The sequence below is a fragment of the Kribbella endophytica genome (assembly GCF_054781295.1).
In genome coordinates this window covers 3,736,034-3,759,693 of record NZ_BAAGUR010000001.1, presented here as the reverse complement: position 1 = coordinate 3,759,693, position 23,660 = coordinate 3,736,034, and the positions used below count along the sequence as shown (strand labels likewise).

Annotated in this window: 31 protein-coding genes; 14 read left to right on the top strand and 17 right to left on the bottom strand. The window is 68.6% G+C overall.

Features of this window, described 5'->3' with window-relative positions:
- The first annotated feature begins 8 nt into the window (after positions 1-8).
- On the top strand, positions 9-464 hold the full coding sequence (locus tag ACYVIO_RS17975; RefSeq protein ID WP_460651924.1) for a MaoC family dehydratase: 456 nt from the start codon (positions 9-11) through the stop codon (positions 462-464).
- On the opposite strand, the gene ACYVIO_RS17970 is transcribed toward ACYVIO_RS17975, so the two are convergent.
- From ACYVIO_RS17970 to ACYVIO_RS17960, 3 genes are all read right to left on the bottom strand, one after another.
- Entirely contained in the window at positions 450-1,160 is a 711-nt protein-coding gene (locus tag ACYVIO_RS17970; protein WP_460651923.1) for a Type 1 glutamine amidotransferase-like domain-containing protein, read from the bottom strand. The two genes, ACYVIO_RS17975 and ACYVIO_RS17970, sit on opposite strands and share 15 nt — an antisense overlap.
- A complete protein-coding gene (locus ACYVIO_RS17965) occupies positions 1,160-2,050 on the bottom strand; it encodes a GNAT family N-acetyltransferase (protein WP_460651922.1) in 891 nt (296 codons plus the stop codon). The genes ACYVIO_RS17970 and ACYVIO_RS17965 overlap by 1 nt, the downstream gene beginning before the upstream one ends.
- Before the next feature lie 118 nt (positions 2,051-2,168).
- Complete coding sequence (locus ACYVIO_RS17960; RefSeq protein WP_460651921.1) at positions 2,169-3,062, bottom strand: GNAT family N-acetyltransferase; 894 nt, start codon at positions 3,060-3,062, stop codon at positions 2,169-2,171.
- A 106-nt stretch (positions 3,063-3,168) separates the two neighbouring features.
- Here ACYVIO_RS17960 and ACYVIO_RS17955 point away from each other — a divergent pair, with 106 nt between their 5' ends.
- The 6 genes from ACYVIO_RS17955 (at position 3,169) to ACYVIO_RS17930 (ending at position 8,225) form a co-directional block, all read left to right on the top strand.
- Positions 3,169-4,068: an ABC transporter ATP-binding protein gene (locus tag ACYVIO_RS17955; RefSeq protein WP_460651920.1), complete on the top strand. Its 900-nt coding sequence runs from the start codon at positions 3,169-3,171 to the stop codon at positions 4,066-4,068.
- A complete protein-coding gene (locus ACYVIO_RS17950) occupies positions 4,061-4,960 on the top strand; it encodes an ABC transporter permease subunit (protein WP_460651919.1) in 900 nt (299 codons plus the stop codon). Before ACYVIO_RS17955 ends, ACYVIO_RS17950 begins: the two co-directional genes overlap by 8 nt.
- Entirely contained in the window at positions 4,957-5,871 is a 915-nt protein-coding gene (locus ACYVIO_RS17945) for an ABC transporter ATP-binding protein (protein ID WP_460651918.1), read from the top strand. The genes ACYVIO_RS17950 and ACYVIO_RS17945 overlap by 4 nt, the downstream gene beginning before the upstream one ends.
- On the top strand, positions 5,871-6,590 hold the full coding sequence (locus tag ACYVIO_RS17940) for an ABC transporter permease (RefSeq protein ID WP_460651917.1): 720 nt from the start codon (positions 5,871-5,873) through the stop codon (positions 6,588-6,590). Before ACYVIO_RS17945 ends, ACYVIO_RS17940 begins: the two co-directional genes overlap by 1 nt.
- A gap of 361 nt (positions 6,591-6,951) precedes the next feature.
- Entirely contained in the window at positions 6,952-7,488 is a 537-nt protein-coding gene (locus ACYVIO_RS17935) for a hypothetical protein (RefSeq protein ID WP_460651916.1), read from the top strand.
- 32 nt (positions 7,489-7,520) lie between these two features.
- A complete protein-coding gene (locus ACYVIO_RS17930) occupies positions 7,521-8,225 on the top strand; it encodes a hypothetical protein (RefSeq protein WP_460651915.1) in 705 nt (234 codons plus the stop codon).
- Here the strand turns inward: ACYVIO_RS17930 and ACYVIO_RS17925 are convergent, their stop codons facing one another.
- Genes ACYVIO_RS17925 through ACYVIO_RS17915 form a run of 3 tightly spaced genes read right to left on the bottom strand, consistent with a single transcriptional unit; the run spans position 8,226 to position 11,377 of the window.
- On the bottom strand, positions 8,226-8,981 hold the full coding sequence (locus tag ACYVIO_RS17925) for an SDR family oxidoreductase (protein WP_460651914.1): 756 nt from the start codon (positions 8,979-8,981) through the stop codon (positions 8,226-8,228).
- Positions 8,981-10,201: an acetyl-CoA C-acetyltransferase gene (locus ACYVIO_RS17920; protein ID WP_460651913.1), complete on the bottom strand. Its 1,221-nt coding sequence runs from the start codon at positions 10,199-10,201 to the stop codon at positions 8,981-8,983. Before ACYVIO_RS17920 ends, ACYVIO_RS17925 begins: the two co-directional genes overlap by 1 nt.
- A gap of 30 nt (positions 10,202-10,231) precedes the next feature.
- Complete coding sequence (locus tag ACYVIO_RS17915) at positions 10,232-11,377, bottom strand: acyl-CoA dehydrogenase family protein (RefSeq protein WP_460651912.1); 1,146 nt, start codon at positions 11,375-11,377, stop codon at positions 10,232-10,234.
- Between the two features lie 108 nt (positions 11,378-11,485).
- Here ACYVIO_RS17915 and ACYVIO_RS17910 point away from each other — a divergent pair, with 108 nt between their 5' ends.
- On the top strand, positions 11,486-12,085 hold the full coding sequence (locus ACYVIO_RS17910) for a TetR/AcrR family transcriptional regulator (RefSeq protein ID WP_460651911.1): 600 nt from the start codon (positions 11,486-11,488) through the stop codon (positions 12,083-12,085).
- Between the two features lie 58 nt (positions 12,086-12,143).
- Here the strand turns inward: ACYVIO_RS17910 and ACYVIO_RS17905 are convergent, their stop codons facing one another.
- Complete coding sequence (locus ACYVIO_RS17905; protein WP_460651910.1) at positions 12,144-12,713, bottom strand: YceI family protein; 570 nt, start codon at positions 12,711-12,713, stop codon at positions 12,144-12,146.
- A 98-nt stretch (positions 12,714-12,811) separates the two neighbouring features.
- Between ACYVIO_RS17905 and ACYVIO_RS17900 the strand changes: the two genes are divergently transcribed.
- A complete protein-coding gene (locus ACYVIO_RS17900) occupies positions 12,812-13,270 on the top strand; it encodes a MarR family winged helix-turn-helix transcriptional regulator (RefSeq protein WP_460652092.1) in 459 nt (152 codons plus the stop codon).
- Between the two features lie 252 nt (positions 13,271-13,522).
- Here the strand turns inward: ACYVIO_RS17900 and ACYVIO_RS17895 are convergent, their stop codons facing one another.
- A complete protein-coding gene (locus tag ACYVIO_RS17895) occupies positions 13,523-14,206 on the bottom strand; it encodes a class I SAM-dependent methyltransferase (RefSeq protein WP_460651909.1) in 684 nt (227 codons plus the stop codon).
- 156 nt (positions 14,207-14,362) lie between these two features.
- Between ACYVIO_RS17895 and ACYVIO_RS17890 the strand changes: the two genes are divergently transcribed.
- Entirely contained in the window at positions 14,363-14,704 is a 342-nt protein-coding gene (locus ACYVIO_RS17890; RefSeq protein WP_460651908.1) for a hypothetical protein, read from the top strand.
- A gap of 43 nt (positions 14,705-14,747) precedes the next feature.
- On the opposite strand, the gene ACYVIO_RS17885 is transcribed toward ACYVIO_RS17890, so the two are convergent.
- On the bottom strand, positions 14,748-15,143 hold the full coding sequence (locus tag ACYVIO_RS17885) for a RidA family protein (RefSeq protein ID WP_460652091.1): 396 nt from the start codon (positions 15,141-15,143) through the stop codon (positions 14,748-14,750).
- A gap of 97 nt (positions 15,144-15,240) precedes the next feature.
- On the opposite strand from ACYVIO_RS17885, the gene ACYVIO_RS17880 reads away from it, so the two are divergent.
- Complete coding sequence (locus ACYVIO_RS17880; RefSeq protein WP_460651907.1) at positions 15,241-16,212, top strand: helix-turn-helix transcriptional regulator; 972 nt, start codon at positions 15,241-15,243, stop codon at positions 16,210-16,212.
- Between the two features lie 3 nt (positions 16,213-16,215).
- On the opposite strand, the gene ACYVIO_RS17875 is transcribed toward ACYVIO_RS17880, so the two are convergent.
- Positions 16,216-16,509 (bottom strand): helix-turn-helix domain-containing protein, encoded by a 294-nt coding sequence (locus ACYVIO_RS17875; RefSeq protein ID WP_460651906.1) that lies wholly within the window; start codon positions 16,507-16,509, stop codon positions 16,216-16,218.
- Between the two features lie 64 nt (positions 16,510-16,573).
- Here ACYVIO_RS17875 and map point away from each other — a divergent pair, with 64 nt between their 5' ends.
- Positions 16,574-17,344, top strand: coding sequence for a type I methionyl aminopeptidase (gene map, locus ACYVIO_RS17870; protein ID WP_460651905.1), 771 nt, complete (start codon positions 16,574-16,576; stop codon positions 17,342-17,344).
- Between the two features lie 36 nt (positions 17,345-17,380).
- On the opposite strand, the gene ACYVIO_RS17865 is transcribed toward map, so the two are convergent.
- Genes ACYVIO_RS17865 through ACYVIO_RS17855 form a run of 3 tightly spaced genes read right to left on the bottom strand, consistent with a single transcriptional unit; the run spans position 17,381 to position 18,815 of the window.
- Positions 17,381-18,007: a dihydrofolate reductase family protein gene (locus ACYVIO_RS17865; RefSeq protein WP_460651904.1), complete on the bottom strand. Its 627-nt coding sequence runs from the start codon at positions 18,005-18,007 to the stop codon at positions 17,381-17,383.
- Complete coding sequence (locus tag ACYVIO_RS17860; RefSeq protein WP_460651903.1) at positions 18,004-18,480, bottom strand: SRPBCC domain-containing protein; 477 nt, start codon at positions 18,478-18,480, stop codon at positions 18,004-18,006. The genes ACYVIO_RS17865 and ACYVIO_RS17860 overlap by 4 nt, the downstream gene beginning before the upstream one ends.
- Positions 18,477-18,815, bottom strand: a complete 339-nt coding sequence (locus tag ACYVIO_RS17855) for an ArsR/SmtB family transcription factor (RefSeq protein WP_460651902.1) — start codon at positions 18,813-18,815, stop codon at positions 18,477-18,479. Before ACYVIO_RS17855 ends, ACYVIO_RS17860 begins: the two co-directional genes overlap by 4 nt.
- Positions 18,816-18,916: 101 nt before the next feature.
- Between ACYVIO_RS17855 and ACYVIO_RS17850 the strand changes: the two genes are divergently transcribed.
- On the top strand, positions 18,917-19,189 hold the full coding sequence (locus tag ACYVIO_RS17850; protein WP_460651901.1) for a hypothetical protein: 273 nt from the start codon (positions 18,917-18,919) through the stop codon (positions 19,187-19,189).
- Positions 19,190-19,271: 82 nt separating this feature from the next.
- Here ACYVIO_RS17850 and ettA read toward each other — a convergent pair whose 3' ends face one another.
- The 4 genes from ettA to ACYVIO_RS17830 all read right to left on the bottom strand — a co-directional run bounded on the left by ettA (position 19,272) and on the right by ACYVIO_RS17830 (position 22,856).
- The gene (ettA, locus tag ACYVIO_RS17845) at positions 19,272-20,954 is read right to left on the bottom strand and encodes an energy-dependent translational throttle protein EttA (RefSeq protein ID WP_460651900.1); all 1,683 of its coding nucleotides are present in this window, start codon (positions 20,952-20,954) and stop codon (positions 19,272-19,274) included.
- Between the two features lie 73 nt (positions 20,955-21,027).
- On the bottom strand, positions 21,028-21,621 hold the full coding sequence (locus ACYVIO_RS17840; RefSeq protein ID WP_460651899.1) for a hypothetical protein: 594 nt from the start codon (positions 21,619-21,621) through the stop codon (positions 21,028-21,030).
- Positions 21,602-22,372 carry a DinB family protein gene (locus tag ACYVIO_RS17835; RefSeq protein WP_460651898.1) on the bottom strand — a complete coding sequence of 257 codons (771 nt, stop codon included), beginning with the start codon at positions 22,370-22,372 and terminating at the stop codon, positions 21,602-21,604. The genes ACYVIO_RS17840 and ACYVIO_RS17835 overlap by 20 nt, the downstream gene beginning before the upstream one ends.
- A 40-nt stretch (positions 22,373-22,412) precedes the next feature.
- Positions 22,413-22,856 carry a single-stranded DNA-binding protein gene (locus ACYVIO_RS17830; RefSeq protein ID WP_460651897.1) on the bottom strand — a complete coding sequence of 148 codons (444 nt, stop codon included), beginning with the start codon at positions 22,854-22,856 and terminating at the stop codon, positions 22,413-22,415.
- Between the two features lie 173 nt (positions 22,857-23,029).
- Between ACYVIO_RS17830 and ACYVIO_RS17825 the strand changes: the two genes are divergently transcribed.
- Positions 23,030-23,650 (top strand): SRPBCC family protein, encoded by a 621-nt coding sequence (locus ACYVIO_RS17825; RefSeq protein WP_460651896.1) that lies wholly within the window; start codon positions 23,030-23,032, stop codon positions 23,648-23,650.
- Positions 23,651-23,660 lie beyond the last annotated feature (10 nt).

Genomic DNA, 23,660 nt, shown 5'->3' with positions numbered 1-23,660 from the left:
AGAACCCAATGCCCCGCACCTTCACCGGCGTCGACGCAGTGGTCGGCGCCGTCGGCACCCAGCTCGGCGAGACCGAGTGGCTGGAGATCACCCAGGAACAGGTCAACCAGTTCGCCGAGGCGACCGGTGACCACCAGTGGATCCACGTCGACGTCGAGCGTGCGGCCAGTGGCCCGTACGGCGGCACGATCGCCCACGGCTACCTGACGCTCAGCCTGATCGCCCGCTTCGGCGGGGAGCTCTTCGACGTCGACGGCGTCTCGGCCAAGCTCAACTACGGCGTCAACAAGGTCCGCTTCCCCACTCCGGTCCCGGTCGGCTCCCGGGTCCGCGCCGGCGCGTCGATCTCCGGCGCGCAGGAGACTCCGGCCGGCGTACAGGTCTCGCTGCAGTGGGTCATCGAGCTGGAGAACTCGACCAAGCCCGCCTGCGTCGCCGAGACCGTCGTCCTACTCGTCCCCTAGGTACCGCGCGTCCAGCCGCTCCTCGACGACCTCGCCGTCAGCAGCCCGTACGACGTACGCGGCCTTGCCTGGCGACGAGGTCACCGCTTCGACCAGCTCGCCGTCGCGGAAGTGCAGCCCGACGCCGTCCTCGGCCGCGTAGCCGCCCGGGAACCCGTCGCCGACGAGACCGAGGTACGTGCCCCGGCGGAGCTCCTCGCCGTCGTAGTGCGGGCAGGCGCTCCCGCGCAGGAACCCGAGCCCGTCCTCCAACGGCGCCAGGCTGTTGACGTCGAACGAGTCGGTGACCGACGCCTCGAACCAGCAGTTCATCCCCGCGCTGATCCCGGCCAGCACCACGCCGTCGTCGTACGCGTTCTTCAGCGCGCGGTCGAGCCCGTGCACGCGCCAGACCGCCAGCAGGTTCGCCGTACTGCCGCCGCCGACGTAGACCACGTCCTGGCTGCGTACGAAGGCGTCCAGGTCGGTGACCGACCGGTTGAACAGTGAGAGCACCGACGCGTCGGCACGGGTTGCACCGAAGGCGTCCAGGAAGCGTTCGCTGTAAAGGTCGGCGTCGCCGCTGGCCGTCGGGACGAAGCAGACGCGCGGCAGCCTTCCGGTGACCGCGGCCAACGACAGCAGGAAGTCGTCGAGCAACGGGTTGTCCGGCTCCATCGAGAATCCACCGCCGCCGAGCGCGAGGATCTGGCCCATCAGAGCGGACAGATCAGGACGGTGTGGGTGGCGGTGCGGGTGTAGCCGAGCCACTCGTTGACGGCGATCATCGGTCCGTTCCCGTCGTAGTTCGCGGTGTACATGCCGGTGACGCCGGCCGCGGCGGCGCGGTGCAGCGTCGCGCACTTGACCAGCTTGGCGAGCCCCTGGCCGCGAAGCTCTGGCAACGTTGCCGTCATCTGGGACCAGATCTTCTCGTGGTCGCCGTTGCCCAGCGTGAAGCCGACGACCCGGCCGTCGGGCTCGACCAGCGCCATGCTCAGGTCGAGCACCATCGCGGGCGAGTTCCAGATCGCGGCCAGCCAGTTCTCGTACGGCCGCGAGGTGATCTTCGCGTCGCCCGGCTTGGTCTGCTGGGCGATCTCGTCGGCCTCGTACAACCGCCGCGGATCCAGCTCGTTCACCGGCGACAGCCGCAGGCCGTCCGGCAACGGCGGGAGCTCCGGCGCGTCACCCGGCGCCATGCTCGCGTAGTGCACGCGGCGGGTCTCGCGATAGCCCCACTGCGAGGCCCAGCCGCCCGACGCGGGATCCGCGAACACCCGGGCCGTGACGGCCCCGCCTTCCTTCAGCCGCTCGTGCGCCGCGTCGAGCAACGCCGTACCGACGCCGCGCCCGCGGTGCTCCGGATGGACGATCAACCGCAGCTGCCCGTCCAGGGGATCCGACCCGGCGATCAAGCCGGTACTGGTCCAGCCGATCACCTGGTCGCCGTCGACCGCGGCGAACACCCCGGCTCCGGGCCCGTAGGTCGGATCACTCAGGCGCCGGCGCAACCCCGACCCGGTGGTCGCCAGGAAAGGCGCGACCAGGTCGTGCAGCACCAGCGCAGATTCGGCGTCGCCCACCTGGGCAGGCCTGATCTCCATCGGAACTCCTTCCACCGAAGTACTGGGGAAGATATCGCCTGGGCCGGGCCGATCTGGGCTGGACCGGTGTAAACACGCGGGCAAACTTCGCTGCGTGAGCGAAGCCCCCGGTACCCCGTCACAGCGTGCGTAACAGCCCTGTCTGGGTCTCCACCCGGCGGTAGCCGAGCCAGTTGTTGACGGCAAGCATCGGACCGTTCTCGTCGTCGTTCGACGTGAACGCTCCGACGATCCCAGCCGCCGCCGCCCGCCGCAACGCCACCGACTTCACCAGCTTCGCCAGGCCCTGACCCCGGTACGCCGGAAGCGTGCCGGTCATCCCCGCCCAGGCCCGGTCACCGGCCGTCTCGACCGCGGTGAACGACGCGATCTCGTCACCGGCCACGGCCGCGACCGACAACGCCTTGTCCAGCGCGGGGCTCTCCCAGATCTCGCGCACCCACTCGTCGAAGTCGACCGCGTCGATCGGCGAGTCGCCCGGTTCGTCCCGGCTCGAGATGGAGTCGGCGTCGTACGCCTGCCGGGCGGTCACCTGCTCCAGGCTGACCAGCTCGATTCCCTCCGGCGTCGGCGGCTGCTCGGGCAACGGCTGCCGCAGGTCGACGCCGGAGTAGTGCATCTGCCGCGTCCCGTCGTACCCGCGACGCTTGGCGAACTCGACGCCGGACGGCGACGCGAACACGCGCACACGGATCGCGTCGATCTCGCCGAGATGTTCGTGCAGCCGCTCGGCCAGCGCGCCACCGATCCCCCGCAGACGATGGTCGGGATGCACGTGGACGTTGAGGCCGGCCTGGCCCACCTCACTGGTCCACGTGTTCATCGACGCGGATCCCCAGGCGACCACCTGACCGTCGTCGAGACCGACCAGGTGCAACGGTTTCTCGCCCGCGCCCTCGGAGGTGATCATGTGCGCGATCGTCGCGGGCGACAGCACGGCGAAGGGGAAGACGTCCCGGCGTACGGCGGCCAGCGCCTCGGCGTCGTCGGGTCGAGCGGGCCTGATCTCCATGCGCGCGACGATAGCCAGGCGGCCGTCGTACCGGCCAATGGTTTTGGGACGGTATCGCAACGGCCGGCGATTCTGCGACGAGCCCGTCAACCACTAGGGTTGGCGGGTGCCCGTGATCGCGACCACCGCGCTGACCAAGCGCTACCCCCGCGTGACGGCACTGGACGAGCTGACCGTCGAGGTGGGGTCCGGCGTGACCGGGCTGGTCGGAGCCAATGGTGCCGGCAAGTCGACCCTGCTGAAGATCCTGCTCGGACTGATCGCCCCGACCGCCGGAAGCGCCATCGTGCTGGGACACGACGTGGTCACCGGCGGCGAGGCGGTCCGGGCGCTCGTCGGCTACATGCCCGAGCACGACTGTCTGCCGCCCGACGTCTCCGCGACCGAGTTCGTCGTGCACCTCGGCCAGATGTCCGGACTGCCCGCGACCGCGGCCCGTGAACGCGCGGCCGACGTCCTGCGGCACGTCGGTCTCGACGAGGCCCGCTACCGGCCGATGGGCGGCTACTCGACCGGCATGAAGCAGCGCGTGAAGCTCGCGCAGGCGTTGACCCACGACCCGAAGCTCGTGCTGCTGGACGAACCGACCAACGGTCTCGACCCGGCCGGTCGCGACGAGATGCTCGCGCTGGTACGGCGCATCGGCACGGAGTTCGGCATTCCGGTGCTGATCACCTCGCACCTGCTCGGCGAACTGGAGTCGGTCTGCGACCACATCGTCGTACTGGACGGTGGGCGCTTGCTGCGTTCGGAATCGAAGGCCGCGCTGACCGGCGAGACCGGCGTACTGGCTGTCGAGGTGCGTGACCTGAGTGGTCGCGATCGCCTTGGTGCCGCACTCGCTCGCGCGGGTGCGCGGGCTCGCGCCGAGGGACCGCTCGTGCTGGTGGAGATCAGCGGCGAGGAGACGTACGACCTGGTGCGCGACACCGTGGCCGAGCTCGGGCTGGGACTCGTCCGGGTCGAACCGCACCGGCACCGGCTGGAAGAGGTCTTCAGTGTCTGAGCAGGTCCCCCCGCCTCAGCGGACCGGCGTGATCCACGACATCGGGTACCGGCACTACGACGGCCCGCGGCTCGGCCGGTTCGCGATCAGCCAGGCGTTGCTGGTGGCAAGCGTCCGGCACGCGTATGGAATGGGCCGGTCCGGCAAGTCCAAGGTGATGCCGATCCTGCTGCTCGCCGTGATGGTGGTGCCGGTCGCGATCATCGTCGGCATCGAGATCTCGCTGCAGCTCGACAGTCCGCCGGTGATCCCGGCGCATTACGTCTTCTACATGCAGCCGGTGATCGCGCTCTACCTTGCGGCGCAGGCCCCGCAGCTGTTCTCGCGCGACCTGCGGTACGGCTCGATCGTGCTGTACCTGGCGCGGCCTCCCCGGCGTACGGACTATGCGCTGGCCAAGCTCGGCGCCCTGATCATCGCGCTACTGATCCTGATCGGCATCCCGCTGTTCGTCCTGTACGTCGGCGCGGTGCTCGCGAAGTTCGACTTCACCGACATGACCCGCGAGTTCGGCACCGGGCTCGCGGGTGGGCTGCTGCTGTCGATCATGCTCGCGGCGATCGGTGGCCTGATCGCGGCCGCGACACCGCGGCGCGGGTTCGCCGTCGCCGCGATCATCACCGTGCTGATCGTGTCGTTCACCGCGACGATCACCACCACCGCGATCCTCGACACCGACCAGAAGATGACCAGTACGGCGGCCCGGTTCGCCAACCTGGGTTCACCGTTCACGCTGTCGCGCACGCTGAGCACGTTCCTGTTCCGCGACGACACCGACGGCTGGATCCCGACCACCGCGCAGGGACTGGTGTTCCTGGCGGTCTGGCTGATCGTGGTCGGGCTGTGCGTCTGGGGCCTCAACCGCCGGTACGCGAAGGTGGCCCGCGGGTGAGCGTGATCCAGATCGACAAGGTCTCCCGCTGGTACGGCAACGTCGTCGCGGTCAACGACGTCACGATGACCATCGGCCCCGGCGTCACCGGCCTGCTCGGCCCGAACGGCGCCGGCAAGTCCACGCTGATCACGATGATGGCGGGCTTCCTGCCGCCGTCGGTCGGCACGGTCACGCTGGACGGCGTACCGGTGTGGCGGAACGAGAAGGCGTACTCGGCGATCGGTCTGGTCCCGGAGACCGAGGCTGTGTACGACGTACTGACTGGTGCTGCCTTCGTGCAGGCCAACGCTGAGCTGCACGGGCTGGCTGCGCCCGGCGCCGCTGCGGCCGCCGCGATCGGTGTGGTGGCGATGGAGGATGCGGCGGGGCGGCGCATCTCGACGTACTCGAAGGGCATGAAGCAGCGGATCAAGATGGCCGCCGCACTCGTGCACGAGCCGTCGGTGCTGCTGCTCGACGAACCCTTCAACGGCATGGATCCGCGGCAACGGCTGCACCTGATGGAACTGCTGCGCAAGATGGGCAGCGACGGGCGCACGGTGCTGTTCAGCTCGCACATCCTGGAGGAGGTGCAGCAGGTCGCCACCCACATCGAGGTCGTGGTGTCCGGACGGCACGCGGCCTCGGGTGACTACCGCGCGATCCGCACGCTGATGGTGGACCGGCCGATGCTGTACCGGCTGCGCTCCAGCGACAACCGGCGCCTCGCGTCCGCGCTGATCGCCGACCCGTCGACCGCGGGTGCTGATCTGGACGCTGCTGCTCTGCAGATCCGGGTCGTCGACTTCGAACGCTTCAGCCGGCTCGTGCCCGGGCTCGCCCGTGATCTCGGCATCCGGCTGCTCGAGGTCTCCCCCACCGACGAGTCGCTCGAGAGCGTCTTCTCCTACCTGGTCGGGAGGCACTGATGGTCGTGCGCACGATCGTCCGCCTGACCCTGGCCACGCTGTTCGGCAGCCGGCGCGGGCTGTTGCTCTACATCCTGCCCGCCGTCTTCGTCGGCCTGTGCGTGCTGCTCGCGCTGACCGTCGACGACAAGTCCGGCCTGCAGGTCGCGCTGCTGCAGCAGTTCGGCCTCGCCGTCATCCTGCCGCTCGTCGCGTTGGTCGCCGGCACCGGCGCGATCGCCTCGGAGATCGACGACGGCTCGATCGTCTACCTGCTCAGCAAGCCCATCAAGCGCTCGACGATCATCCTCACCAAAGCCGCTGTCGCCGTCGGCGTCGTCCTGGCGCTGGGCGCCCTCCCTATCTTGCTGGCCGGAATCATCCTGGACCCGGGTGACCTCACCACAGCCGTCGCGTTCGGCACCGGCGCCCTGGTCGCCGGCATCGCCTACATCGCGATCTTCATCGCCCTGTCCGTCCTCTCCGGCAACGCCGTCACCATCGGCCTCATCTACTCCCTCCTCTGGGAAAGCGTCATGGGCCAGTACGTCGACGGCGCCAAGGTCCTCTCGGTCCAGCAGTGGTCGCTAGCGCTGATCAGCAAACTCACCGACGCGCCGCACGTGGAGTCAGCCGTCAAACTCCCCATCGCCACCATCCTCCTGCTGGCCGTCACGATCACCGCTCTAACCTTGGCGATCACCAAACTCCGCTCCCTGATCCTCTCCACCGCCGAGTAGTTCCCCCACGCAGGCCCTTCCGTTCGCTGGCGCTCACTCCAGTGCCCGCTCCCACCCACCCTTTGCAAGGGGTGCGCGTGCTAGCGCCCGCTTCCTTTGCGCGCTGGCGCGCTTCAAGTACGCGCTTATCGCGCGAGGCAGCGCTGGCGCGCTCGCCTACGCGCTAGCGCGCTGAGCCACACGCTGCCGCACTCAAGGGTGCCCACCCTCGCGTGCAACCGCTCACTCACCTGCCACCTGCGCTGGCGTCCGCGTGACCGCTTGGGCGTGCCGCGTCCTTTGGCGCAACAGGACTCCTCGGCGTACGAGCCTCTGCCGAAACCCCTGGCAGCGCCCACCTCACCTGCCTAACCTCAATCCCATGACCACCAACCCGCGCGACCTCCTCGCCGAACTCTTCGTCGCGGACGCCCCGCGCCCCGAGTACGCCGAGCACTTCCAGGTCTTCCAACCGCTCATCGGCAGCTGGGATCTCGACGTTCGCTGGTACGACGAAGCCGGCGCCGTCACCCGTCAGACCCACGGCGAGTGGCACTTCGGGTACGCGCTCGACGGTCGCGCCGTCGCCGACATCTGGATCACGCCGAGCCGCGCCCGCCGACCCCTCGACGGCGACGGCGAGTGGGGTCTGTCGATCCGCCTCTACGACCCGGAACTGAAAGCCTTCCGCTCAACCTGGATGGGCCCGAAGGCCGCCTTCGTGCAGACCTTCATCGGCCGCTCCGGCGACAACTGGATCACCCTCGAAGCCCGCGAACCCACGGCGTACAAGACCCGCTGGGGCTTCACGAACCTCACCCCCACCACCTTCGACTGGCGCAACGAGGACGAAGCCGAAGACGGCACCATCACCCTCCGCCAAACCTTCGCCGCCACCAGAATGGACCACCCCGCGTGATCCAATGACCCCTCGCGTAACTGGGGGTCCACGTGTTCTTCCGCCGACTGCGAACCGTCATCGCCGTCTCCGTTGCCGTCGCCGTACTCGCCGGTGGGGCGACCGTCGCCTGGTCGTCGGCCCACGAGCTCGAGAAAGCAACCTGCTCGCTCGACGTACCAGCGCGAGTGAGCATTGATCGGCCCTACCTGACCCCGCCCGTACGCCGAGGCGCCGACTGCGCCGCCGCAGGTGTCCAGGAGGCCAGCTGGACCGCCTACACGCCGACGGGCGCCGTCGGGTCGCGTCTCTACTTCAACTGGGACTTCCCCGCCGAGTGGAGTGTTTTCGCTCCCACCGAGCGAGGCACCTGGATCTGGCGTCCGGCCGGAGCGGAGACCGACCTCCAGACCGACCGCCCACTCGTCCCGCAGAACACGCCGGTCACCGACCTTCGCCTCGGCTCGACCGCCGGTCTGACCGGCCACCGCGACGATCGCCGCATCACGCTCACCGGCACGATCCGCCGCTTCAACCCCGCGACCTACACCGCCGAACCCTGGCCCAACGCCCTGGGCGAACTGCAACTGCGCGAACCAGGCGACCGCATCTGGTCCACCTTCAAGCAGGTCACGACGAACAGCCGCGGCGAGGCAACCGAAGCCTTCGACCTCGCCGCCCGCTACGACTTCCGACTCGTCGTCCCCGACACAGCCGACACCTGGGGATCCGCGAGCCCGACCATCCCGAGGGTCTAGCTACTGAACCATCCCGCCGTTCAGCGTCAGCCCGCCGTCGATCGTCAACGTCTGCCCGGTGATCCACGACGCCTCGTCCGACAGCAGGAACCACACCAGCGACCCCACATCCTCCGGGCGCCCCAGCCGCTTCATCGGGTACGTCTCCGCGACCTCGGCCTCGCGGCCCTCGAACAGCGCGCCGGCGAACTTGGTCTTCACCACGGCAGGCGCGACCGCGTTCACCCGGATCGTCGGCGCCAGCTCAACGGCCAGCTCCATCGTGACCCGGGACAGCATCGCCTTCGTCGCGCCGTACCAGCCGATGCCGGGCGACGGCGCCAGGCCGGCGACCGACGACAGGTTGACGACCGATCCCCCGTGATCGCCCATCCACGCGTCGCGGCAGGCCTTCACCCACGCGATCGCGGCGAGCACGTTCGTGTCGACCATCTTGGCCGCGACCGCGGCGTCGACATCAAGCAGCGAGCCGTAGATCGGGTTGATCCCCGTGTTGTTGACGAGCAGATCCACCGACCCGTACGTCGACAGCGCGCTCTCGATCACCTGCGTCCGGTGGTCGGGATCGGCCGCCTTGCCGGCGACGGCGAGCGCGTTCTCCGAACCGCCGAGCGTCTCGACCGCAGCGTCCAGCGTCTCCTGCGTGCGCCCGGTGATCACGACCCGAGCGCCGTCGGCCACCAGCCGCTGCGCAACAGCCAACCCGATCCCACGCGACGCACCCGTGACGATCGCCGTACGGTTCTTCAAGCTCATCAGCTGAGTCGCTCCAGCACGATCGCCATGCCCTGGCCGCCGCCGACGCACATCGTCTCCAGGCCGAACTGCTTGTCCTCGAACTGCAGCCCGTTGACCAGCGTCGTCATGATCCGCGCACCGGTCGACCCGAACGGGTGGCCCAGCGCGATCGCGCCGCCGTGCACGTTCAGCCGGTCCTCGTCGATCCCGAGCTCACGCGCGGACCCGATCACCTGGACGGCGAAGGCCTCGTTGATCTCGACCAGGTCGATGTCCGAGATGCTCATCCCGGCCCGCGCCAGCGCCTGCTTCGACGCCTCGACCGGTCCGAGGCCCATGATCTCCGGCGACAGCCCACTGACCCCGGTCGACACGATCCGCGCCAGCGGCGTCAGCCCGAGCTCGCGCGCCTTGGTGTCGCTCATGATCACCACGGCCGCCGCGCCGTCGTTCAGCGGGCAGCAGTTCCCCGCCGTCACGGTCCCGTCAGGACGGAACACCGGCTGCAGCTGGCTGACCTTCTCCAGCGTCGTACCGGCACGCGGTCCGTCGTCCTTGCTCACGACCGTGCCGTCCGGGAGCGTCACCGGCGTGATCTCGCGCTCGAAGAAGCCGTTGTTGATCGCCTTCTCGGCCAGGTTCTGCGACCGTACGCCGAACGCGTCCTGGTCGGCGCGGCTGATCCCTCGCAGCGTCGCGACGTTCTCGGCGGTCTGACCCATCGAGATGTAGATGTCCGGGAGCAGCCCGTCCTCGCGCGGGTCGTGCCAGACGTCGTTCGTCTCGGCGTACTTCTCGGTCCGCTGGACGGCGTCGGTGAAGGCCTGGTTGAACGAGCTCGGGTCGCCGACCCCGGCCGATCCGAAGTTCTTGTACCGCGAGACGCACTCGACGCCCGCGCTGACGAAGATGTCGCCCTCACCGGACTTGATCGCGTGGTACGCCATCCGCGCGGTCTGCGTCGACGACGCGCAGAACCGGTTGACCGTCGTCGCGGGCGTGTTGTCCCACCCGAGCTGTACGGCGACGCGACGGGCCATGTTGCCGCCGTGCTCGTCGTGCGGCTCGGCGCACCCGAGCATCAGGTCCTCGATCTGGTCGCCGGTCAGCCCGGCCTTCTCGACCGCGGCCTGGATCATCTGCACGGCCAGGTCGTCGGGCCGGATGTCCTTCAGGGACCCCTTGTTGGCCCGGCCGATCGGCGACCGCGCGGTGGAGACGATGACTGCTTCAGGCATTGCGGGGGTCCCTTCTGGAAAACGCCACGGTCACAGGCCGAGGTCGCGGCCGATGAGTTCCTTCATGATCTCGTTGCTGCCGGCCCAGATCTTGGTCACCCGGGCGTCGCGCCAGGCGCGGGCCACCCGGTACTCGTTCATGTAGCCGTAGCCGCCGTGCAGCTGAACGCACGCGTCCAGGATCTCGTTCTGCACCTGCGCGCTCCACCACTTGGCCTTCGCGGCGTCGACCGCGGACAGCCGGTCCTCGTCGTGCGCCACGATCGCGTTGTCGACGTACGCCTGCGTCACCTCGGCCTTGGTGACCAGCTCGGCGATCAGGAACTTGTTGTACTGGAAGGATCCGACCGCCTGACCGAAGGCCTTGCGCTGCTTCACGTACTCGATCGTCTCGTCGAGGATCTGTACGGCGTGCGCGATGTTCGAGACCGCTGCCCCGACGCGCTCCTGGGCCAGCCGCTCCATCATGTGGATGAAGCCGCGGTCGATCTCGCCGAGCACGTTCTCGTCCGGGACGAACACGTCCTCGAAGAACAGCTCCGATGTGCCGGACTCGGTCTGCCCGACCTTGTCGAGCTTGCGGCCGCGGGCGAACCCGTCCATGCCCTCCTCGACCGCGAACAGCGTGATGCCCTTGGCGCCCTTGCTCGGGTCGGTCCGCGCGGCGGTGACGGTCAGGTCGGCCATGTCGCCGTTGGTGATGAACGTCTTCGACCCGTTGAGCACCCAGCCGCCGTCGACCTTCTTCGCGCTGGTCTTCAGCCCGGCCAGGTCGGAACCGCCGGACGGCTCGGTCATCCCGATCGCCGCGACGAGCTCGCCGGAGCTGAACTTCGGCAGCCAGCGCTGCTTCTGCTCCTCGGTGCCGAGGTCGACCAGGTACGGCGCGGCGCAGTCGTAGTGGATCCCGAAGCAGCTCGACAGCGAGGCCGAGACCTTCGAGACCTCCTCGGCGAACACCGCGTTGAACCGGTAGTCGCCGACGCTCGAGCCGCCGTACTCCTCGGGGACGTCGAGCCCGAGGAAGCCCTGCTTGCCGGCCTCCAGCCAGACCGCGCGGTCGATCGTCTTCTCCTCGAGGAACTGCTCCATCCGCGGGACCAGCGAGCGGTCGCAGAACTCCTTCGCACTGGCCCGGAACGCGTGGTGGTCCTCGCCGAAGATGATCCGTTGCATCGCTGGGTCCTTCCCCGAGGTCTTGGAGTGTGATCTTGCACCAGCCGCTGAGTCTCACGCATGGCTAAGCGCTTGCTTAGCTTCGCGAATCCGGTGCAGAGTGTCAACGTGTCCGCAGTCACCAGTCCCCTCGTGTGGGAACACGTCCAGCCGGCCGCCGCTCGCCGGCTGCTCACCGGCGCCATCGACGCGTTCGCCGAGCGCGGCTTCCAGGCGACCACCACCCGCGACATCGCCTCCCGCGCCGGGATGTCACCGGCGGCGCTCTACGTGCACTACCCCTCGAAGGAGCGGCTGCTCTTCGAGATCAGCCTGTACGGCCACCAGGCGGCGCTCGCCGTACTGCAGGAAGCGGGCGATCAGCCTTCTCCGACCGAGCGTCTGCGCTCGATGGTGTCGGCCTTCACCGCCTGGCACGCAGAGCACCACACGATCGCGCGCGTCGTCCAGTACGAGCTGGCCGCGCTCTCCCCGGAGCACTTCGCCGAGGTCGCGACGATCCGCCGTGCGATCTCCGCCCTGATCGAGCAGGTGCTGGCGGACGGCGTCGCCGACGGCTCGTTCGCCGTCGAGGATCTTCCCGGTACGACGCTCGCCGTACTGTCGCTGTCGATCGACGTCGCCCGCTGGTACACACCACACCGCACCAAGCCCCAGTCGCTTGGCGCCCTATACGGCGACCTGGCGCTGCGGATGGTCCAGGCCTGAACGCACCAAAGGCCCCGCAACCCTCTCGACGAGGGTCCGGGGCCTTTCGGCGTACCGACTAGTCCTGCAGCGCGGCCTGGACGTCGAGGTGGATGTCCACCTTGTCGCCGATCAGGAGCTTGCCGCCCTCCAGCGGGACGTTGAAGTCGATCCCCCACTCCTTGCGGCTGATCGAGGTGGAACCCTCGAAGCCGATGATCTTCTGGCCGTACGCGTTCTGCTCGACGCCGAGGAACTCGACCGCGAACTCGATCGGCTTGGTGACGCCCTTGATCGTCAGCTCGCCGGCCAGGACGAAGTCGTCACCCTCCGGCTTGAGCGCGGTGCTGCTGAAGGTCATCTTCGGGCTGTTCTCCGCGTCGAAGAAGTCGCCGGAGCGCAGGTGCCCGTCGCGCTGCTCGCTGCGGGTGTGCACGGAGGCGAGCTCGACCTCGACGGCCGCGGTCGACTCCTCCAGCGAGTCCTTGACGACGATCTCGCCGGCGAATTCCTGGAAGGTGCCGCGCACCTTGGTCATCAGGTGGCGGACGGTGAAGCCGATCTCGCTGTGCGCCGTGTCGAGGGCGTAGGTGCCGGCCACCAGGCCGGGGATCGTGCTGGTCGCGGTGGTCGTACCGGTGCTGCTCATGGGGTCCTCTCGGGGATATAGTTAAACTTTCAACCGATTCTGATGAGCTGTAACGGTTTAAATCTGAACTACATTCCCGGTACACTGTCCGGGTGACGATGACGACTGGCACCCGGTGGCTGGACTCCGAGCAGCAGGTGGCGTGGCGCGCGTACCTGCTGGGCACGGCGCGCCTGATGGCCAAGCTGGACGACGACCTGCGGCAGTTCGGCCTGGGCATCAACGACTACGAGATCCTGGTCCGCCTCTCCGAGGCGCCCGACCGGCGCCTGCGGATGGCCGACCTGGCCGACCGCCTGCACCAGAGCCGTTCCCGACTCACCCACACTGTAGGGCGTCTCGAGGCAGCTGACCTAGTACGCCGTACGTCGTGCAAGAGCGACAAGCGCGGCGTCTGGGCCGAACTCACCGAAGCCGGCTTCACCCTGCTCGAGCAGGCCGCCCCCTCCCACGTCGAAGGCGTCCGCGAAAACCTCGTCGACCTGGCCTCCCCCGAAGACTTCGCCGCCGTAGGCCGAGTCTTCGACGCCGTCTCCGAACAAATCGGCCAACGCTGACCGCTGGGCCCGCGTGGGAAGGCAGGAATTGCCTCTCCCACGCGGGCCCTTCCGTTGCTAGCGCTCACTCCAGCGCCCGGCTCCCGCCCACCCAGTTGAGGCGCGCGTGCTAGCGCCCGCTTCAGAGGCGGGCTAGCGCCCGCAGCGTGCACGGTGGCGCGCGCCGAGTACGCGTGCTGGCGCCCGCTTCAATGCACCCGGCTAGCGCCGCAGTACGCGCTGGCGCCCGTTGAAGCAATTGAGCCAGAGGCGCTATCGCTTCTCGGCGCGCAGCGCCAGCACCCAGGGCACCGGATCACTGCGCGGCTCCACCGCCCGAGTGATCGCCAGCCCCGCCTCGACGAACGAGTTGAGCAGCTCGCCGAGTGGCACATGGCGCATACCGAGGCGCTCCCGAATGCCGCCCTCACCCCACCAAGGCGCCGGCCGATGCTGACCGTCGAGGCGGTAGGTCGGATGCACGATCCGCCCGCCGTCGGGACGCGATTCGGTGTGGGGGCCGTTGAAACACGGGTGAGCCCCGTAGAAGACCAGCACCCCACCCACCCGCAGTACGCGGGACGCCTCGCGTAGAACAGCGGCCAAGTCGTCGAGGTCGGTGGAGATCCACAGAGCAGCGACGGTCGAGAAGACCGCGTCGGCGAACGGCAGCGCGCCGGCATCGCCCTGGACCAGCGCCTCGCCCCGCACAGCCCGCCGCCGGGCGAGCCGCAACTGATCCGAGGAGTACTCGAGCCCGACAACAGTGCGGCCGGTGCTGCGCAAGGTCGGCAGATTCAGTCCGGTCCCACAGCCGAGATCCAGGCAGAGCCCATCGCCCGGTCCGAGCAGCTCCACCAGAGGCTCACGGTTCGAGTCGGCCGCGTCGGCGTTGTGCGCGTCGTACCAGTCGGCGAGCCCGTCGTACCGTGCGGGCTGCTTCGATGTGAGCGTCATGGCGAGCGTCCCCCTTGGCTCCATTCTCCCCAAAGCCCTCCGGCCGTCGTACCGTTGCCCGCGTGCCTCACTCCCCGCATTGCCGCGCCCCGGAGCCTTAGGCATCCGGGAGCTGACGCGGTAGAGGCCGCGCACGGATGCGTGCCGGGAGCATGCATGAGCCGCACCGACAAGGACCGCCCGAACTGGGTGATCCGGCAGGTCGAGAACCACCCGATCCAGCACGACCACCGCCACGGAAACTGCATCGAGCAGACCCTCACGTTCGACCCTCGCGCGACCTGCAAGCCGACGCGCAGCGACGGCACTGATCGCCACCCGCACGGCCGGTTCGGGCCAGACGCCGAGGAGATCCACCAGCTGCACCACGTACCCGAACGCCGTCGCGAGCGCGACGAGCTGCGCCGGCTGCTCGGTGCCTGGAACGCCGGCGACCCGCTCGGCGACTACGACTTCTCCAACCACCAGCACCGCCACAGCGCGCACTGGCTCATGTAGGCCCGCCGCCTCCCAGCAACACAAGGGAGGCGGCGAGTAAGCACTACGCGACCGCAGTCCCCTCCAGCTCGACCAGCTGGCCAGGGATCGCCAGCCGGGTCACCCCCAGCATCGTCGTGGTCGGCGCCACCCTCGCCGCACCCAGCCGCGACGCCAGTACGCCGTAGTGCTGGAACAGCAAGTCCACGTCCGTGGTGTACACGTTGAGCCGCACCAGATCCCCCAGCGACATCCCCGCCTCAGCAAGCACCGCCTCCAAGTTGCTGAGACTCAGCGCCAGCTGCCCGGCCATGTCGCCGTCGTGCTCGGGCTTGCCGTCGGCGTTCATCGCGGTCTGCCCGGAGCAGTACAACGTCCGCGTGTGCCCGGAGACGAGCTCCCCCTGGTTGAAGCCCATCCCCACCGACCACGTCACCGGGTTGACCGCCGTTCGCTCCACTGCCACTTCAGCTCCATTCGCCTCGTCGGATGTACCTCGACGAGCCTGCCAACAATTCACGACACCCTTGGTCATGTATTCCGGTACGGTTCCGAACGTGCGCGCCGACCGGTTGGTATCGCTGGTGCTCCTGCTCCGCCAGCGCGGCCAGCTCTCCGCGACCACGCTCGCCCGCGAGCTGGAGGTCTCCACACGCACCGTGCTGCGCGACATCGAGGCCCTGTCCGCAGCCGGCGTACCCGTGTACGCCGAGCGCGGCCGCCACGGCGGCTTCACCCTGCTGCCCGGTTTCCAGACCGAGCTCACCGGGCTCGGCCACGACGAGGCCCTCGCCCTCCTGGTCGCCGGGTCGCGGCGTGGTGCGCAGGCGTTCGGCCTCGGCTCGGCGCTCGCGTCGGCCATGCTCAAGGTCGTCGACGCGCTCCCCGACAGCTACCGCGACACCGCTACCGGCGCCGCCCAGCGCCTGCTGCTCGAGCCTGAGATCGACCTTTTGTCGCGCCGCCACGACACGGAGGAGGTCCCCGACACAGTCATGGCCGCCGTACGGCGTGCTGTGCTGACCGGGCACCGGCTGCGGATCCACTACGCCGCCGCCGACCAGGAACCCGAGTGGCGCACGGTGGACCCAGTCGGCCTCGTCACGGTCCGCGGGCAGGGCTACCTGCTGGCCACGAAGTCAGGTGAGGACCGCACCTACCGCCTGTCCCGAGTGCTCGACGCCGAGGAGCTCACGGAGCCCGCCGAGCGGCCGGACCAGGTCGACCTCGACCAGGCGTGGCAGGACCGCAGTACACGGTTCCGCACCGGCGGCGACCAGGTCGCCGTACTGGCACGCGTTAATCCGGTACGACGCAAGGACGTGGTCGGTACGGCGCTCGCCGTACTCTCCGAAGAGCCCACCGAGGACGGCTGGCTGCTGATGGAGGCGACGTTCCAGGACTCGCGCCACGCCGTCTGGGCGCTCTGGCAGCTCGCGACGAACGCGGAAGTCCTGGAGCCGCAGTGGCTCCGTACGACGCTGCACGACCGCGCGGCTGCCATGCTCAAGCACTACGCCGAGTCCTGAGCCCTAGGACGCCAGCCACTCCCGCGCGTTGCGCCCGCGACCGGCCGCACCCTCGGGCTCGCTGATCTCGGCCCACACCGCATCGAGCGACAGCCCGAGCACATCCGCGATCGCGGCGATCGTCGGAAACGCGGGAGTCGCCACGCGACCGGACTCGATCTTGCGTAGCGTCTCCGGCGAGACCCGCGCATCCAGAGCGACCTCGAGCATCGAGCGCTCGCCCCGGGCGAGGCGCAGCAGCGCGCCGAGGCGCTGCCCGCGTTCGACCTCCGCGGGGGTGAGCGGCAACCTGACCATGAACCGATTCTAGTCCCGGGATAATATGGCCGGGATAGTTATTGGTACGCACGAAAGGCGCCGCATGATCGAGATCCTCAGCCCCTCCGAACTGCCTCGCGCGCAGGAGACCGGCGCCCTGGTCGCGGAGATCCTGCAGACCATGAAGAGCCGGGCCACGGTCGGCACGAACCTGCTCGACATCGACGAGTGGACCAAGGCGATGATCCTCGAGGCCGGCGCCGAGTCCTGCTACGTCGACTACGCGCCGTCGTTCGGGCGCGGACCGTTCGGCCACTACATCTGCACGGGCGTCAACGACGCCGTACTGCACGGCCTGCCGCACGACTACACGCTGGCCGACGGCGACCTGCTCAGCCTCGACCTCGCCGTCCTCAAGGGCGGCGTCGCCGCCGACTCCGCGATCAGCTTCATCGTCGGCGAGTCGAAGGACGCGGAGAGCGTCGCGCTGATCGACACGACCGAACGCGCCCTGAAGGCCGGCATTGCCGCCGCCGGCCCGGGCGCCCGCATCGGCGACCTCTCGCACGCGATCGGCACGGTCCTCAGCGACGCCGGGTACGAGATCAACACCGAGTTCGGCGGCCACGGCATCGGCTCGACGATGCACCAGGACCCCCACATCTCCAACACCGGCCGTCCCGGCCGCGGCTACAAACTCCGCCCCGGCCTGCTGCTGGCTCTCGAGCCCTGGATCATGGCCGACACCGCCGAGCTCGTCACCGACGACGACGGTTGGACTCTCCGCAGCGCCACCGGCTGCCGTACGGCGCACAGCGAACACACCATCGCCATCACCGACAACGGAGCGGAGATCCTCACCCTGCCGAGGTAGTCCCGCTCGCTCGTCGGCGCGCTGTGCGCCGACGAGTCAGACGAACGCGCCGACTCCCTCGTACTCGCCGACCTCAGCCGTGCCCGTCGCGTCGTACTCGAGCAACAGCAGGCCCGTGCCGGTCACCTCGTGCTTGGTCAGTTGAAGACCGACGGGCGCACCGGGGTGATCGAGCAGCCGACGACCGGACCCAACGACCGTCGGAGCAACCGCCAGACGAAGCGTGTCAACGAGCCCAGCGGCGAGCAGCGCGTTGCCCAACCGCCCACTGCCATGGATCTGCAACTCCCGCCCCGGCTCGGTCTTGAGCTTCGCCACCGACTCGACCGGGTCACCTTCGAGGATCGTCGTCGGATTCCACGAGCCCTCGGTCAGCGTGCTGGTGACGACGTACTTCGGCAGCGCGTTCATCCGCCCGGTGTACGGATCGTCCGGGTCAGTGATCTCCGGCCAGTCCCGCGCGAACGCCTCGTACGTGCGTCGACCGAACAGCAGCCCATCGGCCAGGTCGAGCCATTCCGACGTACGCCGTACGAACGTCTCGTCCAGGAAGGGAATCAGCCAGCCGCCCTGGGTGAACCCGTCGCTCGGATCCTCGGTCGGCGACCCAGGCCCCTGACTGACGCCGTCGAGCGTGATGAACTCCGTGAGGACAAGCTTCATCTCGCCGCCTCGCTCTCGGCAACCTCAGCCAGCTGCGCGGTGACCGAACCCCAGCCGTCAGCGAACCCCATCTCCTCGTGCAGCTTGCGCGAGGCCGGATCACCATGCCGTACGACGATCCGGTACGCCGTCCCGTCCGCGTGATCGGCGAACGTGACCTCAGCCGTCATCGCGATCGGCTCGGGATTCGTCGGCCGCCACGAGCTGTCGATCGTGTTCGTGAACACGATCCGCTCCAGCTCCTCGGCCACCACGAAACTCGCGTCGAGATGGGGAACGAACGTCTCGCCGTCGTCGCTCATCCGCGTCACCAGCGCACCGCCGGGCCGCACCTCGAGCCGATCGACCCGGCACACCGTCGGTGCCGGCACCCACCACCGCGCAAACCGCGACGGCTCTGTCCACGCACTCCAGACCACCGCCCGAGGCGCGCGAATCACCCGCTCCACCACAAGATCGAGCTCCGGATTCATCGCTCCTCCTCCATCAGTTCGTCGACCAGACTCTCCAGCCGATCAGTCCGCTCTTCCCACACCGCCCGCTGCTCCGCGAGCCAGTCGTCCACCACCGCAAGCCGTTCCCGGTTCAGCACACACGTCCGAACCCGCCCGACCTTGACCGTCCGAATCAGCCCGTTCGACTCCAACGTCCGAACGTGCTTCATGAACGACGGCAACGTCATCGGAAACTCACCGGCCAGCTCCCCCACACTCGTCGGCCCCCGCCCCAGCCGCCGGATCACACCCCGCCGAGTCGGATCGGCCAACGCGACAAACACCCCGTCGACCTCCGCCAAATACTGAGCCATAAGGCTAAGTATTACCCACACTAAGCCCAGAAGCAAACTATTGCGGCTCAGGCGGCAGGCCCCGTGTGGCCGCGACCGCGCAGCCGTCTTACCCTGCACGGATGAGTCAGCCGAGGACCTTGTGGGAAGACCAGGACGGCGTGCAGTCCGGTGGTAGCGGCATGGTCCGGGCGGCCGCGTTTCGGGTGGCCGGTCGTGAACGGACGGCGGTGACCTTCACCATGCGGGTTCCCGACGGCTTCTTCAGCCCGATCGATGACGGTGGCGCGAGCGCGACTCTGCTCATCACAGCGAACGAGGCACGAGGGTTCGCCGCGTGGCTCAGCGAAGCGGCCGACGCCGCCGATGCCGGCGGCCCGTCGCTCTACGAGTAAGCCCGAGGGCGCATCCGCGGTGCACGCCAAAGCCCCACCTCCCGCTAGGGAAGTGGGGCTTCGGGGACTCGGGTGACCTGTCTCAGTCGCGGGTCAGCTTGCGGTGGGTGACGCGGTGGGGGCGGGCCGCTTCGGCGCCGAGGCGTTCGATCTTGTTGGCCTCGTACGACGCGAAGTTGCCTTCGAACCAGAACCACGCGGACGGGTCCTCGTCGTTGCCTTCCCAGGCGAGGATGTGGGTGGCGACGCGGTCGAGGAACCACCGGTCGTGGGAGATCACCACGGCGCAGCCGGGGAACTCGAGCAGGGCGTCCTCGAGCGACTGCAGGGTCTCGACGTCCAGGTCGTTGGTCGGTTCGTCGAGCAGCAGCAGGTTGCCGCCCATCTTCAGGGTCAGCGCGAGGTTCAGCCGGTTGCGCTCACCGCCGGACAGGACGCCGGTCGGCTTCTGCTGATCGGGGCCCTTGAATCCGAACGACGCGACGTACGCGCGGCTCGGCATCTCGAAGTTCGCGACCTTGATGTAGTCGAGCTCGTCGGAGACCATCTGCCAGACCGTCTTCTTCGGGTCCAGGCCGCCGCGGGACTGGTCGACGTACGAGATCCGCACGGTCTCGCCGAGCTTCAGCGATCCCTTGTCGGGCGTCTCCTCGCCGACGATCATCCGGAACAGCGTCGACTTGCCGACACCGTTCGGGCCGACGATGCCGACGATGCCGGCCCGCGGCAGCGAGAAGCTCAAGCCGTCGATCAGCTTGCGGTCGCCGAAGCCCTTCTCCAGCTTGCTGACCTCGAGCACGGTGCTGCCCAGGCGCGGGCCCGCCGGGATGTTGATCTCGTCGATGTCGAGCTTCTTGGAGCGCTCGGCCTCGGCGGCGAGCTCCTCGTACCGGGCCAGGCGGGACTTGCTCTTGGTCTGGCGGGCCTTCGCGTTCGACCGGACCCACTCGAGCTCGCGCTCCAGGATCTTCGCCCGCTTCGCGTCCTTCGCGCCTTCGACGACGAGCCGCTGCTGCTTGGTCTCGAGGTACTTGGAGTAGTTGCCCTCGTACCCGTAGGTCTTGCCGCGGTCCATTTCCAGGATCCACTCGGCGACGTTGTCCAGGAAGTACCGGTCGTGGGTGATCGCCAGGACGGCGCCCGGGTACTTCTGCAGGTGCTGCTCCAGCCAGAGCACCGACTCGGCGTCCAGGTGGTTGGTGGGCTCGTCGAGCAGGAGCAGGTCGGGCTGCTGCAGCAGGAGCTTGCACAGCGCGACCCGGCGGCGCTCACCACCGGACAGGTTGTCGACGATCGCGTCGGCCGGCGGGCAGCGCAGCGCGTCCATCGCCTGCTCCAGCTGAGCGTCGACGTCCCACGCGTTGCGGTGGTCGAGCTCGGTCTGCAGGTCACCCATCTCGGCCAGCAGCGTGTCGTAGTCGGCGTCGGGATCGGCCAGCTCGGCGCTGATCTCGTTGAACCGGTCGAGCTTCTTCTTGGTGTCGCCGACACCTTCCTCGACGTTCTCCAGGACCGTCTTGCCCTCGGTCAGCGGCGGCTCCTGGAGCAGGATCCCCACCGTGGCGCCCTCGGCGAGGCGCGCCTCACCGTTGGAGGCCTGGTCCAGTCCCGCCATGATCTTGAACAGCGAGGACTTGCCGGTGCCGTTCGGCCCGACCACGCCGATCTTCGCCCCGGTCAGGAAGTTCAAGGTGACGTTGTCGAGCACGACCTTGTCCCCGTGCGCCTTCCGGACACTACGAAGCGTGTAGATGAATTCCGCCATGCTCCAGAGCCTATGCGCTGCCCCCCACCCAATCCCAACCGGCCGTCCACGCTCACCGCCCGGTCAGCCCCGCTCAGGTCCGGTCAGAAGCCCTCACCAGCTCAACAGCTCGCCGCCGAGCGGTGGTCAACTGCCGAACGAGGACCCCGAACGCAACCACCCCCACGAACCCGACCACCGCACTCGACACGTTCCCAGCCAGGAGATTGACGACAGCCGAGACCGCGGCCAGAACGCCCACCCCCACGAGAACCCTGCGTTGCCGCACCCCTCCCGTCACCCGATGGTTGGCGATCCGCAGCGCAGCGGCACGAATCACCGGATCGGGATGGACCTCGCCACGCTGGGCCGCCCGATAGGCCTCCGCCTGCTGACCAGGTACCAACTGATCAGCCTCGACGGCCCTCAGCTCGCGCAGGCGCAGGCTGAGCCCCGCCACGGTCGCCAGGAACACCACCAGAGCCCCACCAGAGCCGATCAGCAGAGCGCTCGTCCACGAGAGGTCCTTGGTCAGCTTGAACGCGATCGAGTACCCCACGAAGACGATCAGTGCCGCAGAACCACCGACGATCCACCGGGGTGCGGCCAGCAGCTTCCAGTACATACCGACCCCGTACCCACCCTCGACACAGCAGCCCCACCAGCGATCAACGGACCATGAGCGCATCCAGGTCTCGTTCGGCGTACAGGCGGTGGAGCCATTCCTCCTGTACGACGGCCCGCAGGCACCGGGTCACCGGGAAGCTCTCGGACTCCGGATACCCCGGTTCGACCACAGGCGTCGTCGAGCCGGCGAGCTGTTCGTCGGTCAGGTCCGCAAAGAAACCCCGGACCGCCGCCTGGCGTTCGGCGCGCACCGCGAGGATCTCGTCCAGGCTCGGACGGGCGTCCGGATCGCGAGGAACGGAAGGCGATTCGGGCATCTCCTCGTGTGGGAGATCGAGCGGATCCCACGGCGCGGGGTCGCCGAGAACGGCGCGGTTGAACCAGGCGTCCGTCGCGAACACCAGGTGCCGCAACGTCTCGATGAACGACCACTCGCCGTCGACCCGCTCGTGCAACCGCTCAGCCGGCAAGGCCCGAGCCCGCTCAACGGTCTCCTCCCACAACCGCTCGAGCGCGGCCCACGCCTCCCGATAACCGTCAGCATCCGTCGGCCGCATCTTCGCCCGCTCAGGCTGCTGACGATCCAGCTCCGCCTCCACCAGCGGTACGACGTCCACCCCGTTGATCCGCAGGTTCTCGATCTGGGCGTCGATCTCCACGTTCACCAGCGCGGCGCCGCGGATCGTGACGCCACTCAGGTCGACCAACTGGAACCGCGCACCGGACAGGTCGACGTCGTGGAAGCTCGCGCCGGTCAGGTAGACGTCCTCGAACCGGGCGCCGGTCAGGTTCTGCTTGACGAATTCGTTCACCCGCTCACCCTGCCCCGGCCGCTCCCGAACAGTCCACTTCTCATGCCGCCTCCTCGGCGCTGAACGGGTTCGCCTCGACCGGGAGGTCGTCGTACGGCGACGACTGCGAGCCGAGCGTCTGGGGCAGCTGCTTGCGGAAGGTCGTCGTGCCGCGGGACAGGTCGTGGCCGACCGAGAAGGCCTCGATCAGCGTGCGGGAGCGGGGTTCGCCGTTCTCGGTCCACTCGCTGGTCTTGAGGCGGCCGTAGACCACGACGGGATCGCCGCGGTTGATCGAGTCGGCGACGTTCTGGGCCAGTGAACGCCAGCAGTCGACGGTGAACCAGGTCGTCGGGCGGTCCACCCACAGGTTCTGGCCCTTGTCGAAGGTCCGCGGCGTCGAGCCGATCCGGAACGACGCCACCGTCGATCCGCCGTCCAACTTCTTCAGCTCGACCTCACTGCCGACCCAGCCGGTCAGGGTCAAGTACGCGTCATTGCTCATGATTCCTCCGATCGCGGATGTGCTGTCACCAGAGAAGATGCCCGCGACCGAGCCGCTGCGGCGTACGACTTCCGAGGCTGGGGACAACCTCAAAGCCTTAGCCTTGACTTATATAAGCGGACCCCGGCATTCTGGAGCCCGGCAAGCACTTCACGAGAGGCGGCAGCACACCGATGGACATCCTGGAACACATCACCGCGGTCCAGCGCGAGGTCACCCGGACCGGCGAGACGGCGACGGTGCGGATGCGCCGCACCTACCAGGGAACGCCCGAGGAGGTCTGGGACGCGCTGACCGACCCGGCGCGGATGGCCCGCTGGTTCTCCCCCGTCACCGGCGAGCTCAAGGTGGGCGGCAGCTTCCAGATCCAGGGCAACGCCGGCGGCGAAATCCTCGAGTGCGAGCCGCCCACGCGCTACAAGGTGACCTTCGGCGGACCGACCAGCGTGCTCGAGGTCCAGCTGACGCCTGGAACCGGTGACACCACCGAGTTCGTGCTCGAGCACTCGATGGAGGGCCCGCCCGCTCCCGGCGGCGCCGGCGCCCTGTACGTCGGCCCGGGCTGGGACGGCGCCGTCGCCGGACTCGCGCTCTACCTGGACGGAGATCTCCCCGAGGACGCGGACCCGGTGGAGATGGCCAACTCCCCCGAGGTCGTCGAGTACAACGAGGCCTGCATCAAGGAGTGGATCGAGGTGATCCGAGCCTCCGGTACGACGACCGAGCAGGAACTCGACGAGGCGATCGCGATCGCGATGGCCCAGTACGTCCCTGAGACCCCGCCCGAGAACTAGTGCACAAAGA